Source organism: Xanthomonas sp. WHRI 1810A, from assembly GCF_040202885.1.
GTDB lineage: Bacteria > Pseudomonadota > Gammaproteobacteria > Pseudomonadales > Pseudomonadaceae > Aquipseudomonas.
Window position 1 is genome coordinate 144,400 of the sequence record NZ_JBEGED010000011.1, and the last position, 17,198, is coordinate 161,597.

Genomic DNA, 17,198 nt, shown 5'->3' on the forward strand with positions numbered 1-17,198 from the left:
AAGATTGCCGCAACCTGTCAGGAAAACTCACAGATACCATGAGCCGCGACCTTCCACCGCTTAACGCCTTGCGTGCCTTCGAAGCCACTGCCCGCCTGAACAGCGTCAGTCAGGCTGCGGAACAACTGCACGTCACACACGGGGCTGTCAGTCGTCAGCTGAAAATACTCGAAGAACACCTTGGCCTGAGCCTCTTCAGCAAGGACGGGCGCGGCTTGAAACTCACAGATGCAGGCGTTCGACTGCGTGATGCCAGTGGCGAGGCGTTCGACCGATTGCGCAGTGTGTGCGCCGAGTTGAGCAAAGGCAGCGCCGATGCGCCGTTTGTCCTGGGCTGTTCCGGGAGCCTGCTGGCGCGGTGGTTTATTCCGCGACTGGGGCGGCTGAATGCCGATTTGCCTGACTTGCGTCTGCACCTTTCCGCCGGAGAAGGTGATCTCGATCCCCGTCGCCCTGGCCTTGATGCGTTGCTGATCTTCGCCGAGCCACCCTGGCCTGCCGATATGCAGGTGTTTGAACTGGCCAGCGAGCGTATAGGCCCTGTGATCAGCCCACGCTTCGAACGGTTTGAGGCCTTGAAGATCGCCCCGGCGGATTCGCTCATCGACGAGTTGCTGTTGCAGACAACGTCACGTCCTCAAGCCTGGCCCAGCTGGGCGCAGCACAATGGAATCGATCCCGAGCGCCTGAAGTACGGGCAGGACTTCGAACATTTGTACTATTTGCTGGAAGCAGCGTCGGCGGGATTGGGCATTGCCATCGCCCCTGAACCGCTGGTAGCCGATGACTTGAAGGCGGGACGCCTGGCTGCGCCATGGGGTTTTACGCAAACCCCGGCGCAACTGGCGTTGTGGGTACCCAAACGTGCCGCAGACGGGCGAGCTCAACAGTTGGCGCAGTGGCTCAAAAGCGAACTGGAACGTTCAGATCGGGTGTAATCAGTTGCCGCGCTTGCACAGCAGGTACGCTGCGAGCAGGCCAACTGCACCGACAGCCACACCGGCTGTAGTCCATGGGTGTTCTTGTGCGTAGTCACGAGTGGCGACGCTGGTTTCGCGGGTTTTAACTTTGACGTCTTCGTAGACATCGCTCAGCAGGCTGCGTGAATGGCTCAGCGCGCTTTCAGCGTTGGCTTTCAGTGTTTTCAGGGTTTTGCGCGACTCGTCCGAGGCGTCAGACTTCAAGCTCTCCAGAGACTTGAGCAGACTTTCGATCTCGGCTTCCATGCTTTGCAGTGACGCTTTACGGGATGACGTGAATGCCATGATATGACTCTCCTGCTGTGATGAGTGGCGTGTGTTGTTTGGGACTACAGGGTTTTCAGAAAGTGCAGTGCGAGTTCAAAGTACCGTTTCTTCTGAACTTTTCGCCCGGTTTTCGCCACAGACATAGGTAAGCGATTTCGCTGCCAGATTCCATCGATACCCCTTCAGGAGAACTGCCATGTCTGAACACACCTACAAGATGCTCGAACTGGTTGGCTCGTCGACCTCCACCGTCGAAGACGCCATCAACAATGCACTCGCCGAAGCCGGCAAAAGCGTTCGGTTTATGGAGTGGTTCGAAGTGCTGGAAACCCGTGGCCATATTGAGGACAACAAAGTGGCTCACTTTCAGGTCACGATCAAAGTCGGCTTTCGCATCGACAAGAGCTGATCGGCTGAACTTTTGAGCTGGCCGATTGCCACAACCTTCGCTACCGAGCTCACTGATCGTTAAATCGAGGCGTGTGCAACGTATTGGGGCCGCTTCTTCTCAGGCGGCCTTTTTCGCCTGACATAGAGCCTGACGAGGAGTGTGACCGATGAAGAAGTTACTGTTGGCGGTTGGTTTGTTGACTATTGCTGGCACCACCATGGCGGCCGGCAAGTCCTGCGACGACGTGAAAGCCGAGATCGACGCAAAGATCAAAGCAAACGGCGCCACCTCGTACACCTTGGAAGCCGTCGACAAAGGCGCGGCAGCTGACGGCAAAGTCGTCGGCACCTGCGAAGGCGGCTCCAAGGAAATCGTGTACAAGCGCGGCTGATTGCTGGCCAGGGCAATAAAAAACCGACGCATTTGCGTCGGTTTTTTTATGAGCGCGTTATTCGGTAGGCGCTGACGACCCTGAGGGAGGCTGCGAGTGCGGTGTGTCAGGCGTACCGCATCGCAGCCTCGCGTGGCTCGTCAACTCCTACACGGCCCGGTGATCAGCCCTTCGCCGCTTGCGCCAGGATCTCGTACGAACGCAGCCGGTCTTCATGCTCGTACATGTCACAGGTGAAGATCAGCTCATCGGCATCGGTCTGTTCCAGCAATACGTCGAGTTTGGCGCGAATTTTCTCCGGGCCGCCGACCATCGCCAGACCCAGGAAGTCCATCACCGCTTCACGCTCATGGGGCAGCCACAGCCCGTTCATGGACTCGACCGGTGGGCGCTGCATCAGCGTCTGGCCGCGCATCAACGCCAGAATTCGCTGGTACACCGAGGTCACCAGGTAATTGGCGCGATCGTCAGTGTCGGCGGCAGACAACGGCACACCGAGCATGACGTAAGGCTTGTCCAGCGTGGCGGACGGCTTGAAATGGCTGCGGTAGACGCGAATCGCCTCATGCATGAACCGTGGCGCAAAGTGCGACGCGAAGGCGTACGGCAAGCCCCGCTCGCCTGCCAATTGCGCACTGAACAGGCTTGAACCCAGCAGCCACACCGGCACATTGGTATTGGTGCCCGGCACCGCCACCACGCGCTGATGCGGTTGGCGCGGGCCGAGGTAAGCCATCAGCTCGGCCACGTCATCAGGAAAGTCGTCAGCACTGCCGGACCGTTCACGACGCAGTGCGCGGGCCGTCATTTGATCCGAGCCCGGCGCACGGCCCAGACCCAGGTCGATACGGCCGGGAAACAGACTGGCCAGCGTGCCGAACTGCTCGGCAATCACCAGCGGCGCGTGATTGGGCAGCATCACGCCGCCGGAGCCGACGCGGATGGTCGACGTGCCGCCCGCCAGGTACGCCAGCAATACCGACGTCGCCGAGCTGGCGATGCCGTCCATGTTGTGGTGTTCAGCAACCCAGAACCGGTTGTAGCCCCATTTTTCAACGTGCTGTGCCAAATCCAGGGATTTATGCAGCGAGTCCGCTGGCCCCTTGTCCTCGCGAACCGGCACCAGGTCGAGGGTGGAAATCTTCACATCGGCTAATCGTTTCATGGGTCGCTTGTATCCTCTTGGGCGGCTGGGCTCTGAATACGGGCAGGAGCGCAGACAACGCCGGCCTTAAGCCTAAATATTTGCGTTAAGGTAATAGAATAAGGGCAAGTGGCGAGGATTCAATGGGGAAATTGAAATTTCCTACTATTTTTGTCGGAATTGTTCGGCTGTAAAAAACGATTGTGCGTGTCCGTTGAACTTTGCCGGACGGTCTATCCTCAGATTCCTTGTTCCTGTGCGATCCATCGCACGCCCCTCATCAGGAGACATTATGAGCATCGTCAAGAAAGCATCCGCCCACTGGGAAGGTGACCTGAAAACCGGTATCGGCAGCATCTCTACTGAAACCGGCGTCCTGCGCGAAGCACCGTATGGCTTCAAGGCTCGCTTCGAAGGCGGCAAGGGAACCAACCCTGAAGAACTGATCGGCGCGGCCCATGCAGGCTGTTTCTCCATGGCATTGTCCATGATCCTCGGCGGCGAAAACCTCACCGCAGAGAGCATCGACACTACCGCCGACGTGACACTTGATCAGGTTGAAGGCGGCTTCGCCATCACCGCTGTGCACCTGACCCTGAAAGCCAAGGTCCCTGGCGCGACTCAAGAGCAGTTCGACAAGCTGACCGCCATGGCCAAAGAAGGCTGCCCGGTGTCCAAAGTGCTGAACGCAAAAATCACTCTGGACGCAACGTTGGTCAGCTAATCACTGATCGCGCTGCAGCAGCGACCCGCCCGGCCTCCACGCCGGGCGGGTCGTTGTCGTTTCAGGGCACCGAGAACTGGCCCGGACGCGGGTTGTCGTATGTTTGCCGCCGATCGCGCGGCGTCGAAGGAGTCGAGCATGAACCGCATTGCGCTAGCCGTTATCGCTACAGCCCTGTCCAGCAGTGCATTCGCTGCGCCCAAGCCCTGTGAAGAACTGAAGACTGAAATCGAAGCCAAGATTCAGGCACAGAACGTCAGCTCTTACACCCTGGAGATCGTACGAAATGACGAGGTGCAGGATCAGAACATGGTCGTCGGTACGTGCGAAAACGGCACAAAGAAGATCATTTATCAAAATAATGATCGCTGATTGAGCAAAACGCCCCCCTGTAGGAGCGAACTTGTTCGAGAGACATCTTCACTGACACACCGCGTTAGCCACTTCGCCAACTAGTTGGCTCCTACAGTTTCCCTGTGGGTTCAGGGCAAACAAAACACGTTACTTTCCTCTGCCAGCACTGTGCGCTGTTCATCCTTGAGCTGCGCGTCGATGCTGTTGGCGATGTCCCGCACTTCCAGACGATAGCGATGGCCGGCTTCGAATGTGTCGTAGCTGACGGTGACGTAGCAGGTGATCTCGTTGTACAGATCCATGGAGAGACCCAGCCCGCCTGCCGCGTATTCGTAGTCGTAACGCACTTCGAGCTCATGTTTGCCCGGCGTGACCTGATAATAGCGGCCGTCCTCCGTGCGTTTGCCATCGAGCTTGTCGGCCATGACCAGCTTGCCGGTGAAGGTGTGCATGTCGACCCACGCCATTTGCGGATCAACGGCAGGCAACGGGCCGGCGCAACCGGCAAGCACACTCAGGGCAGCAAGAAGCAGGGGCAGGCGCATGACAGGCTCCGGGGGAATGAAGACGCGCAGATGATAGTTGCGTTGAGGTCCGACCGTGCGGCATAACACTGCGCCTTGAGACCCTGACGCTTTCGACTTTAAGGCCGCTGCATGACTTTCTTCAATCTTTCCCTCCGGCGATGCTGCTTGTCGGTGGTGTTGTTGCTGCTCGGCGGTTGTTCCAGCGTTTCGTATTACCGCCAGTTAGCGACCGGCCAGCTGCAATTGCTCAAAGCGCGTGAACCTGTGGCCGATGTCATTGCCGACCCGAGTCGCGATCCGGAACTGCGCGAGCGGCTGGCGCATGCACAGCAAGCACGGGCGTTTGCCAGCGAACACCTGCATTTGCCTGACAACCATAGCTATCGGTTGTACGCCGACATCGGCCGGCCATATGTGGTCTGGAACGTGTTCGCCACCGCAGAGTTTTCCCTGGACCCGGTCACCCATTGTTTCCCCATCGCCGGGTGCGTGGCCTATCGCGGCTACTACGATCAGGGCGCGGCCCGGGGCGAAGCCGCGCTGCAGAAGCTCGATGGCCACGACGTCTACGTCAGCGGCGTCGAGGCGTATTCGACGCTGGGCTGGTTCGACGACCCGATCATGAGTTCGATGATGAAGTGGGGCACTGAGCGGCTGACGACGCTGATTTTTCACGAACTGGCCCATCAGCGGTTCTACGTGAAAGACGACAGCGAATTCAACGAGTCCTACGCCAGCTTCGTCGAGCAGGAAGGCACCCGCCAGTGGCGGGCGGCGAGAGGCTTGCCGCCGGAGGTGTCATCCGAAACCGGGCGCCGCGATCAATTCACGCAGCTGGTGCTCGATACGCGAGAGCGCTTGAGGCAGCTGTACGCACAACCGCTGTCGGACGACGCCATGCGCGAACGCAAAGCGGCAGAGTTCGAGCGCTTGCGGCTGGATTACCGGCAGATGCGTGACACCCAGTGGGCCGGCGACAAGCGTTATGACGCCTGGATCAACGCGCCGATGAACAACGCACGCTTGCTCCCCTTTGGTTTGTACGATCAATGGGTCCCGGCGTTTGCTGCGCTGTTCAAACGGGTGAATGGGGATTGGGTGGCCTTTTATCAGGCGGTCGAAAAGCTGGGTGGCCTGCCGAAGGATGAGCGCAAGGCGGCGTTGCAAGGGTTGATGAAAGAGGCATGAGGATTAACAGGGTGTGGCCGGCGAATGGCAACGGTAGATAACCTGTAGGAGCGAATTCATTCGCGAGAGGCCAGTACAACCAACATACCTGCGCTGCCTGGCTATTGCTTCGCGAATGAATTCGCTCCTACAGAGGAGAAGGGGCTTTTTTCATCTGGGCTGATCAAAGCCTTCGGCCAGATACTGATCCTTAAGCTTCACGTAATTGCCGGCGCTGTAGGGGAAAAAGGCGATTTCTTTCTCGGTCAGCGGCCGCACCTGTTTGACCGGACGTCCGACGTACAGAAACCCGCTTTCCAGGCGTTTACCCGGTGGCACCAGGCTGCCGGCGCCGATGATGACTTCGTCTTCGACCACTGCGCCGTCCATGATCGTGCTGCCCATGCCGATCAGGATGCGATTGCCAACGGTGCAGCCATGCAGCATCACTTTATGACCGATGGTCACTTCATCTCCGATCAGGCAGGGAAAGCCATCAGGGTTGAACGGGCCGGCGTGGGTGATGTGCAGCACGCTGCCATCCTGAACGCTGGTGCGCGCGCCGATACGGATGCGGTGCATGTCGCCGCGTATCACGGTCAGCGGCCAGACAGAGCTGTCAGCGCCGATCTCGACGTCACCGATGACGATTGCCGAAGGGTCGACGAACGCCTTCTCGCCCAGCGCCGGCGTGTGATTCTGGAACGTGCGGATGGCCACTTATAGATTCCTTCTGTGAGGCTGATAGTGCAGACATCGTAGCGAGATAGCTGCGGTCAGCGCCGATTGTAATTAAGATGCGTGGGTGTTTCTTTCTGCCAAGGTGCCAAACCGTGAGCGCGAACAACCCTCTTTTGCAATCCTACGACCTGCCACCTTTCTCTGCGATCCGCGCCGAGCACGTAAAACCCGCCATTGACCAGATCCTTGCCGACAACCGCGCAGCCATTGCCGAGATGCTCGTCAAGCAAGGCACGCAGCCTACCTGGGCCGGCCTGGTGCTGGCGATGGACGAACTCAACGACCGCCTCGGCGCCGCCTGGAGCCCGGTAAGCCATCTCAACGCCGTGTGCAACAGCGCCGAGCTGCGTGAAGCGTATGAATCGTGCCTGCCCGCATTGAGCGCCTATTCCACCGAGATGGGTCAGAACCGAGAGCTGTTCCAGGCCTTCGAAGCGCTGGCCAACAGCCCGGAAGCCGCGAACTTTGACGTCGCGCAGAAAACCATTCTTGAACACTCCCTGCGCGATTTCCGTTTGTCCGGCATCGACCTGCCACCTGAGCAGCAGAAGCGTTACGCCGAAGTGCAGAGCAAACTGTCGGAGCTGGGCAGCCAGTTCTCCAACCAACTGCTCGACGCGACCCAAGCCTGGACCAAGCACGTCACGGATGAAGCCGCCCTCGCCGGCCTGACTGATTCGGCCAAGGCGCAAATGGCGGCAGCGGCCAAGGCCCGAGACCTGGACGGTTACTTGATCACCCTGGAATTCCCGAGCTATTACGCAGTGATGACCTACGCCGAAGACCGGGCACTGCGCGAAGAAATCTACGCGGCCTACGCCACCCGGGCGTCGGACCAAGGCCCGAACGCAGGCAAAAATGACAACACCCCGGTGATGGAACAGATCCTCGACCTGCGTCAGGAACTCGCTCAGCTGTTGGGCTTTGCCAGTTTCTCCGAGCTGAGCCTGGCGACCAAAATGGCGGAATCCAGCGATCAGGTGCTCACGTTCCTGCGCGACCTGGCCCAGCGCAGCAAACCGTTTGCGGTTCAGGATCTGGAGCAACTAAAGGCGTACGCCGCCGAACAAGGCTGCCCGGACCTGCAAAGCTGGGACAGCGGGTTCTACGGCGAGAAGCTGCGCGAGCAACGCTACAGCGTCTCTCAGGAAACCCTGCGCGCCTACTTCCCCATCGACAAGGTTCTTGGCGGGCTGTTTGCCATTGTGCAAAAACTGTACGGCATCGAGATCGCCGAGCAGAAAGGCTTCGACACTTGGCATCCGGACGTTCGTCTGTTCGAAATCAAGGAAAACGGCCAGCACGTCGGTCGCTTCTTCTTTGACCTTTACGCCCGGGCAAACAAGCGCGGCGGCGCATGGATGGACGGCGCGCGTGATCGCCGTCGCACCCTGGGTGGCACGCTGCAAAGCCCGGTGGCGAACCTGGTGTGTAACTTCACACCAGCCGACAGCGGCAAACCGGCGCTGCTGACTCACGACGAAGTCACCACCCTGTTCCACGAGTTCGGTCACGGCCTGCACCACCTGTTGACCCGCGTCGAACACGCGGGTGCTTCAGGCATCAACGGCGTGGCGTGGGATGCCGTCGAGCTGCCAAGCCAGTTCATGGAAAACTGGTGCTGGGAGCCTGAAGGCCTGGCGCTGATTTCGGGTCACTACGAGAGCGGCGAGCCGCTGCCTCAGGATCTGCTGGAGAAAATGCTGGCGGCGAAGAACTTCCAGTCCGGCCTGATGATGATTCGTCAGATCGAATTTTCGCTGTTCGACTTCGAGCTGCACGCCACCCATGGCGACGGGCGCACCACGCTGGAAGTGCTTGAAGGCGTGCGCGACGAGGTGTCCGTCATGCGTCCGCCGGCGTACAACCGCTTCCCGAACAGCTTCGCGCACATCTTTGCCGGCGGATACGCGGCGGGTTACTACAGCTACAAGTGGGCTGAAGTGCTGTCGGCCGATGCGTTCTCGAAGTTCGAAGAAGACGGCGTGCTCAACGAGCAGACCGGTCGAGCGTTCCGCGAGGCGATCCTGGCCCGTGGCGGTTCGCAAGCGCCGATGGTGCTGTTTGTCGACTTCCGCGGACGTGAGCCATCGATTGACGCGCTGCTGCGTCACTCGGGTTTGAGCGAGGACGCCGCAGCATGACCGAGACGCCCCCGGTAATCACCAAACGGCGCTTCATCGCCGGGGCGGTCTGCCCGGCGTGCAGCGAGCCTGACAAGCTGATGATGTGGAACGAGAATGACGTCCCCCATCGCGAGTGTGTCCATTGCGGTTACTCGGACACGCTCAATGACCAAGGCCAGTCAGTGCCGAAAGAGTTGGGTACGCGGGTCAACAAAGTGACCGTCAAACCGGCTGATCCGAAGGTACAGGGTGTGCAGTTTTTCCCGAACCCGAAGCTGAAAAAGCCGGTTGATCCCAGCTGATCTGATGTGACCGTTGCACAAAAAGGGATACCGGCGGGTATCCCTTTTTTGGTCCGGCGTTTGGTTATTTGGCGCCGTTGATGTAGCCAAACGAAATCTTGCCGTTAACGCCCTTGGTGTAATTGGTGACACTTACATCAGCGTTGGAATAGCTGCTGTTAAAGCTCGGAATGATGATCGGCGAAGTAATGTCCCGCAGGATTTTCACGTTGGTCCGTCCTTCCTTGAAGTCCCCGCCTGGATGGCCTGTCAGGGTGAAAGAAGTGCCGGCTTTGGCCTTCACGATTTTCGCCGACTGGATTTCGTCGTTCGCGCAGCCGTAATTGTTATTTTGCATCTTGAGGGTATAGCCGCTGGAGAACGGGACGACACATTCCAGATTCTGACTGGCCTGGGTGCCCTCATAAAAGGCGATGGAGGCATCGGAAAAGTCGGTTGGCGTCTTGCCGAGGGTGATTCGCGACAGTTTGCCGTTCAGCCCGTTATTACGCAGATAGACCGCTTTAAAGTCGTTGTTGTTGTAATTGGCCTGGAAGTTCGGCAGCAGCACTCGCTCCCTGATGCCAATGTCGCGCTTCACGTCGATGATCAGATGGTCGTCCTGCGTGCTGCCGCTGGCGCTGTCGAACAACGTGATCCGCGTACCTTTCGATACGCCCGATAGGGTCAGTGATTTGGCTTCGTCGTTTTCACAGCCGTTGGCCTTAAGATTGACGTTGCCTTGTTTTGTCGGGATCACGCAGACGGCGTCCTGCGCCTTATTGGCATTCAGGTCTTCATAGAAATAAATCCCGCCGTTATTCAGGGCGTTGGTGTAGCGATCAACTTCGCCGCTGGCGTAGTTGTTAACACCGACGAAGTTGGGCGTAACCCCGCAGTTGCCAACGCGTCGGGTCAGGTACGTCAGGTTGTTGTCGTAAGCGGCGGAATCAAAGGTCGTCGAAGTGGCCGGATGGAACTGATTCATCAGAAAAAGCGGCGTCCACTGTTTACCGGTGCTGGAGGCAATCTTTGGCGAATTCAAAGGCCGGTTGCCCCAGCGCGTCGGGCATGACCAGCCATGTGCACGTTCAATATTGCTAGCGAAGTTGCCAAGCGTGTCCCAATGGTTTTGCACAATCCAATCCTGGTCAAACAGCACAGTGATAGCCTTACCGTTAACCCAGTAGTCACCCGCAATCTGACGTTTGTCCGTCATCATGATCAAGCGGTTATTCTTGGCCGCCATTTGACGCAATGTCGGCCATTGCGCACCGGTAAAGTTCGCCGGGTTGAACGAGACATCGGCCAGCTCGGGCAGCGTATTAAAGATCTCCTGCAGATGCTCGCGCTCTACGTAGGTTTCCAGGAACAGCGTTACAACTTCTGCTGGATTGGCTTTCAAGAAAGGTAAAAACTCATTTTTCAGTTGGGCGGAAAACGGACCGTAACAAGCAATCTGCTTGTGACAGACCCGGACCCGCTGCTCGGGACGCACGTCATCTTTATTGAGATAAAGGTCAAGCATGAAGCCTCGGACGCCTTCTCTCAGTTGTGCCGGCATCTCTTTTAGATTCTGGTTGATCTTCTCGTAAGAATTGTGGGTCGTGACCCATGAATATTCGTTGAAGGGCTTGTCTCGGGAGTCTATCGGGACGGCTGTAGCGGGTAGTGCAAGAAGCGCCAGCACGGAGGCTAGCGCAGCGGTAGTTGTGGCGCGGTTAATCATTTTCGAAATCCTTTTCGAAGCGTGTCCTGATCACTCATGTGATCAATGGTTTAAAGGCGGCTACTCATTAGCAACCTCGCAACCAGTAATAAACCGTGCCTTTATAACTGCAAGTTATCGCGCGGTTTTGTGTGTTGCAAATTGCGTGTGTCGATGATGGATGAGGGCTCAAATACCCACCGTCGATCAGCGCAAGGACCGTTTTACGTTGATCCAATAGAACAACCGCGCCTGCCCGTGTACTGTATGGATACACAGTTATCGGGACGCCCTCATGTCTGCCCCACTCCCCCCTCGCGGCCGAGGCACGGCCACCAACCCGCACAATCGCTTCGCCCCGAACCGCTCGGTGGCCGAGGATGATGGCTGGTATCAGGAAGTCCCCGTGACGCAAGGCACGCAGGTCACGCTTGAAACCGCGAAAAGCATCATCTCGCGCAACTCGTCCCCGGACATTCCGTTTGATCGGTCGATCAACCCTTATCGCGGTTGCGAGCATGGCTGCATTTATTGCTATGCACGCCCCAGTCATGCCTATTGGGACATGTCCCCCGGGCTGGATTTCGAGACCAAGCTGATCGCCAAGACCAACGCAGCAGCGCTGCTCGAACAGCAGTTGTCCAAGCCTGGGTACAGCGTCGCGCCGATCACGCTGGGCGCCAATACCGATCCGTACCAACCCATCGAGCGTGAATACAAGATCACCCGCGCGACGCTGGAAGTGTTGCTGCGCTATCGCCACCCGGTGACCATCATCACCAAGGGGTCGTTGATTCTGCGCGATCTGGATCTGCTGGCCGAACTGGCCAGGCATCGTCTGGTGTCGGTGTTCATCAGCCTGACGTCGATGGACGACGAGCTCAAACGCATTCTTGAGCCTCGTGCTGCCGCGCCGAAAGCCAGGTTGCGGGCGATCAGGGTCATGCGCGACGCGGGGATTCCAGTGGGCGTGCTGCTGGCGCCGATGATTCCGATGATCAACGACATGGAGCTGGAAACCCTGATGGCCGAGGCCAAGGCCGCCGGCGCCTTGGCTGCCAGCTACGTGATGCTGCGCCTACCGTTGGAGGTCGCGCCGCTTTTCGAGGAGTGGCTGCAGGCGCATTATCCGCAGAGGGCTGAGCATGTGATGAGCCTGGTACGACAGTCCCGTGGCGGCGAGGTGTATGACAGCCGTTTCGGGAGCCGCATGCGTGGCGAGGGCGTCTTCGCGGACCTGCTGGCGCAGCGCTTCAGCATCGCGGTGCGAAAGCTGGGCCTCAACGGACGGGAAAGCTTTGCGCTGGACTGCGAAGCGTTCTGCCCGCCCGGTGGTCAGATGTCGTTGTTGTAGGCGGATGGCTTGCTGCTTGTGTAGGAGCTGACGAGCTGCCGAAGGCTGCGATTGCGTTGTGTCAGGCATATTGCATCGCAGCCTTCGGCGGCTCGTCAGCTCCTACACAACGTGCAGGATATAGACGGCGGCGTAGGCCTGGGACGTTAGGTTTTCTTAACCAGGACCCCCGAGCTAGAGCGATGCATTCAGTTTCAATTAAGTTTGGGCCGTTAAGGTAACCCCGAGTAACCAATCGGCCGCGCTCGCAGTGATGCGTGCGCTGCGCCCTACAACATGGGTCATCCTTGCGTCATTACGGACCTTCTTCTTCAATCCGTCAGAGAGGACGAGACATGACAGACATGAATAACCAGCCGTCAGTTGCGCCGGCAGACGCCTTGCCCGCAGCGGAATCCGCCGACGTCGCGCTGCGCCAGATCGTTGAGGGCTTCAAGCATTTCCGCCATGAAGTCTTCCCTCAGCAGGAAGAACTCTTCAAAAAACTGGCGACGGCCCAGCAGCCACGGGCGATGTTCATCACCTGCGCCGACTCCCGGATCTCACCGGAACTCATTACCCAAAGCTCACCCGGCGACCTGTTCGTCACCCGCAACGTCGGCAACGTGGTGCCACCTTACGGTCCCATGAACGGCGGCGTTTCCACCGCCATCGAGTACGCAGTGCTCGCCCTGGGCGTGCATCACATCATCATCTGCGGGCACTCGGACTGCGGCGCCATGCGTGCCGTACTCAATCCCAAAAGTCTCGAAAAAATGCCGACGGTCACCGCCTGGCTGCGTCATGCCGAGGTTGCCCGCACCGTCGTTGAAGACAACTGCAACTGCACCGGTGAAAAAGAAACGATGCACGTGCTGACCGAAGAAAACGTCATCGCTCAGCTGCAGCACTTGCGCACACACCCTTCGGTGGCTTCGAAGATGGCCAGCGGACAGCTGTTCATCCATGGCTGGGTCTACGACATCGAGTCCAGCGAAATCAGGGCCTACGATGCCGAGCAGGACTGCTTCCTGTCCCTCGACGGCGATCACACACCGATGGCCACCCCGAGACGTCGCTACTGACACTCACCGCACCTCGTGTTGATCTGATTCGCCACTGACGGTTCGATCCTCATTCAGCCCTTTGCGGCCGCGTTTCTGACGCGCCGCAGGGCGTTGTCACGTCTGAAGAATTTACCGGAGAGCCGCCATGGCTACTGCAAATCTGAAATCGCTGTTATCCAAGGGAATACCCCGGGAGCTGATGGCTTCGGTCGTGGTTTTCCTCGTTGCGCTGCCATTGTGCATGGGGATCGCCATTGCATCCGGGCTGCCGCCGGCCAAAGGGCTGATCACCGGCATCATTGGCGGTCTGGTCGTCGGTTGGCTGGCGGGTTCGCCGCTGCAGGTGAGTGGACCGGCCGCCGGATTGGCGGTGCTGGTATTCGAAGTGGTGCGCGAGCACGGGATGGCAATGCTGGGGCCGATCCTGCTGCTGGCCGGCCTGCTGCAGATACTGGCCGGGCGCTTCAAGCTGGGCTGCTGGTTCCGCGTCACTGCGCCTGCGGTGGTGTACGGGATGCTGGCCGGGATTGGTGTGCTGATCGTGCTGTCGCAGGTCCATGTGATGTTCGACAGCGGGCCCAAACCCTCCGGGCTCGACAACCTGATCGGCTTCCCTGAAACCTTGTTCAACGCCGTGGGACCTGGCACCAGCATGCAGGCCGGTTTGCTGGGTGTGGGTACGATCGCAATCATGTGGCTGTGGGAAAAACGCCGCCCCCATGCGTTGCGTTTTATCCCCGGCGCGTTGCTGGGTGTCGGGATCGCGACCCTGGTGAGCCTGTTCATGGCGCTGCAGGTCAAGCGCGTCGAAGTACCGGCCAACCTGGCGGAAGCCATCGACTGGCTGCGCCCTGCTGACCTGATGAACCTGGCGGATCCGGCCATCCTGATCGCCGCCATTGCGGTGGCATTCATCGCCAGTGCCGAAACCTTGCTCTCGGCCGCCGCAGTGGACCGCATGCACGACGGACAGCGTTCGGACTTCGACAAGGAATTGAGCGCACAAGGCGTCGGCAACATGCTCTGCGGGTTGTTGGGCGCTCTGCCGATGACCGGCGTCATTGTGCGCAGCTCGGCCAACGTGCAGGCCGGCGCCAAGACCCGACTGTCGGCGATCTTTCACGGGTTGTGGTTGCTGGCGTTTGTGCTGCTGCTGTCGAGCGTGCTGCAAAGCATTCCGGTGGCGAGCCTGGCGGGCGTGCTGGTTTACACCGGTGTGAAGCTGGTAGACCTCAAGGCCTTGCGCGGGTTGGGTCGTTACGGTCGGATGCCGATGTTCATCTATGCCGCAACGGCAGGTGCCATCGTCTTCACAGACCTGCTGACCGGCGTGCTGGTGGGTTTTGCCCTGACACTGGTGAAGCTGGCGCTCAATGCATCGAGGCTCAAGATCAATCTGGTGGATTTGCCGGCTGAAGGTGAGATGGAGTTGCGTCTGAATGGCTCGGCGACTTTCCTCAAGGTGCCGGCGCTGACGCAAGCGTTGACCGCTGTTCCGCCGGGCACCACGTTGCATGTGCCACTGAGCAACGTGAGCTACATCGACCACTCCTGCCTGGAGCTGCTGGAAGAATGGGGCCGCGCCAATGCGACCCAGGGTTCGCGATTGATCGTCGAGCAGCGGCTGTTGAAGCGGCGGGTGGAAGGCCGCATCCGTACCACGGTCGGCGGCCCGGCGTTGCATTGAGTTTCCAGGGAAGAATTCGTCTGTAGGAGCGAACTTGTTCGCGAACGTGGTGGGTCTGACGCCGCTTCGCCAACACGTTGGCTCCTACAGGTGTTGCAGCCGTACTCAATCTTTCAGGCCTTCCATCTCAAGCCCCACGCCCAGTTCACCGGACAGGCTCGGCCAGCGCTTCCAGGCGGCTTCCGTGTCCGGGCTGCTCAGGCGCTCGCGGTATTGCTCCACCGACTCTAGCGAGAAACTGTCTTCATCGAGCAACTCGTCTACCGCGTGATGGACCGCTTCATCCAGTTGATTGGCAAACGCCTCACCGATCAGCTGATGGGCAATCACGCTGGCAACGGTGGTGTTGGCGGGGATCAGCGGTTGGCCGAAATGCATGATGTACAGATCATTCACTTCCTCGACCAGACGGTGAGCCAGATAGGCCTCATCCAACAGGCTGTCCAGCCCGACATGGCCGTCCATGATCGCGGGCGGCTGGATGAAAAAGTGCTCGGCGATCTTGAGCACGGGCTTGATCTGCGCCTCGATGCCGGCTTCCTGCGCCACCCCGTGAGCGGCGTCGAGCAAATCGGGCACCTGATCGATATAGGCCGTCACGAAACGGGTCAATACGCCGCGCGCATCCACCTCAGGCAAATGAATGGCGGGGTGCAGGTGCGGAAGCTGTAACTCAAGCTGGTGTAACAACTGCCCGGTGGCAGCCTCATGTTCGTGCGCTCGTTTGATTTGCTCGCGCAAAGCGGAGGTGTTCATTAAGGCTCCTGACGGCAATAAACCAAGCGTTAATGATAGGGGAAGTCATACGTTAGTTTGCTTATTAATCTCCCTAAGACGTAATTGTCATAACCGCTTAACGGTTATGTGCATTGGCTATTAAAACGCCGTTTTAGAGCCACCGCCGGCGTTTTTCTGCCTGAACCTCCCGTGCGTATAGCTCGCTTTGCCAGTTTCTCCACTGCGTTGCGCAGCGTTGGGCCGTGTCTATACTCGTTTCTGTAAGATTTTTTTGCCTGATGTATCGGATTCCTGGTGCAGGCATGGCCCCGGTCCTCAAGTAAGTGTCTTGACCACCGCTCCCTGGCCCGCAAGCGACTGCTGGCAATAAGAAGAACAAAAGGGGAACTCGCAATGATGCGGCATCCACACGTCTGGATGGGGCTGCTGTTGTGGTCGATAGTCGGTCAGGCGCACGCGGTCTGGACGACGAATATGGCCCCGGGTGCGACCGAGGTGAGTCGCGACGTCTTCGACCTGCACATGATCATTTTCTGGATCTGTGTGGTGATCGGGATTGTCGTGTTCGGCGCAATGTTCTGGTCGATGATCGTTCATCGGCGCTCCACCGGGCAGGTCGCCGCCAGGTTCCACGAGAGCACCAAAGTCGAGATCATGTGGACCGTGGTGCCGCTGTTGATACTCATCGTCATGGCCGTTCCTGCCACCCGCACCCTGATCAGAATGTACGACAACACGGAATCCGGGCTGGATATCCAGATCACGGGTTATCAGTGGAAGTGGCATTACAAATACCTGGGCCAGGACGTCGAATTCTTCAGCAACCTGGCGACACCCTCCGATCAGATCCACAACAAGGAAGCCAAGGGCGAACACTATTTGCTCGAGGTCGATCAGCCACTGGTGCTGCCGGTGGGGGTCAAGATCCGCTTTCTGGTGACTGCCGCTGACGTCATTCACTCCTGGTGGGTGCCCGCCTTTGCCGTCAAGCGCGACGCCATCCCCGGCTTCGTCAACGAGGCCTGGACCCGCATCGAGAAGCCCGGCATTTACCGTGGCCAGTGCACCGAACTGTGCGGCAAGGACCACGGCTTCATGCCGATCGTGGTCGAGGCCAAGTCGCCGGCCGACTACGACGCCTGGCTGGGCGAGCGCAAGGCAGAAGCGGCCAAACTCAAGGAGCTGACCAGCAAGGAATGGACGCTGGAGGAGTTGGCGGCGCGCGGTGACAAGATTTATCACACCACCTGCGTGGCCTGTCACCAGGCGGAGGGCCAGGGCCTGCCGCCCATGTTCCCGGCGCTCAAGGGCTCGAAGGTGGCCACCGGCCCGAAAGAAGAACACCTCAATGTTGTCTTCCACGGGCGTCCAGGCACTGCGATGGCGGCGTTCGGCAAGCAGCTGTCGGAAGTCGACATCGCCGCCGTCATCACCTACGAGCGCAATGCGTGGGGCAATAACAAGGGCGACATGGTCACGCCCCAGGACGTGCTGACCCTGAAGCAGGCGGATGCGAAATGAATGGGCTCAAATCACCGCAAATTGTAGGAGCGCGCTTGCCCGCGATGGCGG

The 17,198-nt window shown here is 59.0% G+C and carries 18 protein-coding genes; 12 read left to right on the forward strand and 6 right to left on the reverse strand.

The window, feature by feature from the left end; genetic code table 11:
- The first annotated feature begins 38 nt into the window (after nucleotides 1–38).
- Entirely contained in the window at nucleotides 39–938 is a 900-nt protein-coding gene (locus ABQX22_RS17275) for a LysR family transcriptional regulator (protein ID WP_349801081.1), read from the forward strand.
- Here the strand turns inward: ABQX22_RS17275 and ABQX22_RS17280 are convergent, their stop codons facing one another.
- On the reverse strand, nucleotides 939–1,265 hold the full coding sequence (locus ABQX22_RS17280; RefSeq protein WP_349801082.1) for a DUF883 family protein: 327 nt from the start codon (nucleotides 1,263–1,265) through the stop codon (nucleotides 939–941).
- Between the two features lie 178 nt (nucleotides 1,266–1,443).
- Between ABQX22_RS17280 and ABQX22_RS17285 the strand changes: the two genes are divergently transcribed.
- Together ABQX22_RS17285 and ABQX22_RS17290 are read left to right on the forward strand one after the other, a co-directional pair.
- Nucleotides 1,444–1,656, forward strand: coding sequence for a dodecin (locus tag ABQX22_RS17285; RefSeq protein ID WP_349801083.1), 213 nt, complete (start codon nucleotides 1,444–1,446; stop codon nucleotides 1,654–1,656).
- Nucleotides 1,657–1,804: 148 nt separating this feature from the next.
- Nucleotides 1,805–2,029, forward strand: a complete 225-nt coding sequence (locus tag ABQX22_RS17290) for a DUF1161 domain-containing protein (RefSeq protein ID WP_349801084.1) — start codon at nucleotides 1,805–1,807, stop codon at nucleotides 2,027–2,029.
- Between the two features lie 163 nt (nucleotides 2,030–2,192).
- Here ABQX22_RS17290 and ABQX22_RS17295 read toward each other — a convergent pair whose 3' ends face one another.
- The gene (locus tag ABQX22_RS17295; RefSeq protein ID WP_349801085.1) at nucleotides 2,193–3,194 is read right to left on the reverse strand and encodes an LLM class flavin-dependent oxidoreductase; all 1,002 of its coding nucleotides are present in this window, start codon (nucleotides 3,192–3,194) and stop codon (nucleotides 2,193–2,195) included.
- Between the two features lie 271 nt (nucleotides 3,195–3,465).
- Here ABQX22_RS17295 and ABQX22_RS17300 point away from each other — a divergent pair, with 271 nt between their 5' ends.
- On the forward strand, nucleotides 3,466–3,897 hold the full coding sequence (locus tag ABQX22_RS17300) for an OsmC family protein (RefSeq protein WP_020291994.1): 432 nt from the start codon (nucleotides 3,466–3,468) through the stop codon (nucleotides 3,895–3,897).
- A gap of 138 nt (nucleotides 3,898–4,035) precedes the next feature.
- Nucleotides 4,036–4,269, forward strand: coding sequence for a DUF1161 domain-containing protein (locus tag ABQX22_RS17305; protein ID WP_349801086.1), 234 nt, complete (start codon nucleotides 4,036–4,038; stop codon nucleotides 4,267–4,269).
- Between the two features lie 110 nt (nucleotides 4,270–4,379).
- Here ABQX22_RS17305 and ABQX22_RS17310 read toward each other — a convergent pair whose 3' ends face one another.
- On the reverse strand, nucleotides 4,380–4,796 hold the full coding sequence (locus tag ABQX22_RS17310; protein ID WP_349801087.1) for a PA0061/PA0062 family lipoprotein: 417 nt from the start codon (nucleotides 4,794–4,796) through the stop codon (nucleotides 4,380–4,382).
- A gap of 111 nt (nucleotides 4,797–4,907) precedes the next feature.
- Here ABQX22_RS17310 and ABQX22_RS17315 point away from each other — a divergent pair, with 111 nt between their 5' ends.
- Entirely contained in the window at nucleotides 4,908–5,966 is a 1,059-nt protein-coding gene (locus ABQX22_RS17315) for an aminopeptidase (RefSeq protein WP_349801088.1), read from the forward strand.
- 150 nt (nucleotides 5,967–6,116) lie between these two features.
- Here ABQX22_RS17315 and ABQX22_RS17320 read toward each other — a convergent pair whose 3' ends face one another.
- Nucleotides 6,117–6,665: a gamma carbonic anhydrase family protein gene (locus ABQX22_RS17320; RefSeq protein ID WP_349801089.1), complete on the reverse strand. Its 549-nt coding sequence runs from the start codon at nucleotides 6,663–6,665 to the stop codon at nucleotides 6,117–6,119.
- A 113-nt stretch (nucleotides 6,666–6,778) separates the two neighbouring features.
- Between ABQX22_RS17320 and prlC the strand changes: the two genes are divergently transcribed.
- Entirely contained in the window at nucleotides 6,779–8,830 is a 2,052-nt protein-coding gene (gene prlC, locus ABQX22_RS17325) for an oligopeptidase A (protein ID WP_349801090.1), read from the forward strand.
- Nucleotides 8,827–9,114: a YheV family putative zinc ribbon protein gene (locus tag ABQX22_RS17330; protein ID WP_349801091.1), complete on the forward strand. Its 288-nt coding sequence runs from the start codon at nucleotides 8,827–8,829 to the stop codon at nucleotides 9,112–9,114. The genes prlC and ABQX22_RS17330 overlap by 4 nt, the downstream gene beginning before the upstream one ends.
- 64 nt (nucleotides 9,115–9,178) lie before the next feature.
- On the opposite strand, the gene ABQX22_RS17335 is transcribed toward ABQX22_RS17330, so the two are convergent.
- On the reverse strand, nucleotides 9,179–10,822 hold the full coding sequence (locus ABQX22_RS17335) for a hypothetical protein (protein ID WP_349801092.1): 1,644 nt from the start codon (nucleotides 10,820–10,822) through the stop codon (nucleotides 9,179–9,181).
- A 274-nt stretch (nucleotides 10,823–11,096) separates the two neighbouring features.
- Between ABQX22_RS17335 and ABQX22_RS17340 the strand changes: the two genes are divergently transcribed.
- The 3 genes from ABQX22_RS17340 to ABQX22_RS17350 all read left to right on the forward strand — a co-directional run bounded on the left by ABQX22_RS17340 (nucleotide 11,097) and on the right by ABQX22_RS17350 (nucleotide 14,888).
- Nucleotides 11,097–12,155, forward strand: coding sequence for a PA0069 family radical SAM protein (locus ABQX22_RS17340; protein WP_349801093.1), 1,059 nt, complete (start codon nucleotides 11,097–11,099; stop codon nucleotides 12,153–12,155).
- A 410-nt stretch (nucleotides 12,156–12,565) separates the two neighbouring features.
- Nucleotides 12,566–13,219 carry a carbonic anhydrase gene (locus ABQX22_RS17345; RefSeq protein ID WP_349801153.1) on the forward strand — a complete coding sequence of 218 codons (654 nt, stop codon included), beginning with the start codon at nucleotides 12,566–12,568 and terminating at the stop codon, nucleotides 13,217–13,219.
- A gap of 127 nt (nucleotides 13,220–13,346) precedes the next feature.
- Nucleotides 13,347–14,888 carry a SulP family inorganic anion transporter gene (locus ABQX22_RS17350; protein ID WP_349801094.1) on the forward strand — a complete coding sequence of 514 codons (1,542 nt, stop codon included), beginning with the start codon at nucleotides 13,347–13,349 and terminating at the stop codon, nucleotides 14,886–14,888.
- A gap of 105 nt (nucleotides 14,889–14,993) precedes the next feature.
- On the opposite strand, the gene ABQX22_RS17355 is transcribed toward ABQX22_RS17350, so the two are convergent.
- On the reverse strand, nucleotides 14,994–15,644 hold the full coding sequence (locus ABQX22_RS17355) for a hypothetical protein (protein WP_349801095.1): 651 nt from the start codon (nucleotides 15,642–15,644) through the stop codon (nucleotides 14,994–14,996).
- 375 nt (nucleotides 15,645–16,019) lie between these two features.
- On the opposite strand from ABQX22_RS17355, the gene coxB reads away from it, so the two are divergent.
- Complete coding sequence (gene coxB / locus ABQX22_RS17360) at nucleotides 16,020–17,147, forward strand: cytochrome c oxidase subunit II (RefSeq protein WP_349801096.1); 1,128 nt, start codon at nucleotides 16,020–16,022, stop codon at nucleotides 17,145–17,147.
- Nucleotides 17,148–17,198: the final 51 nt, after the last annotated feature.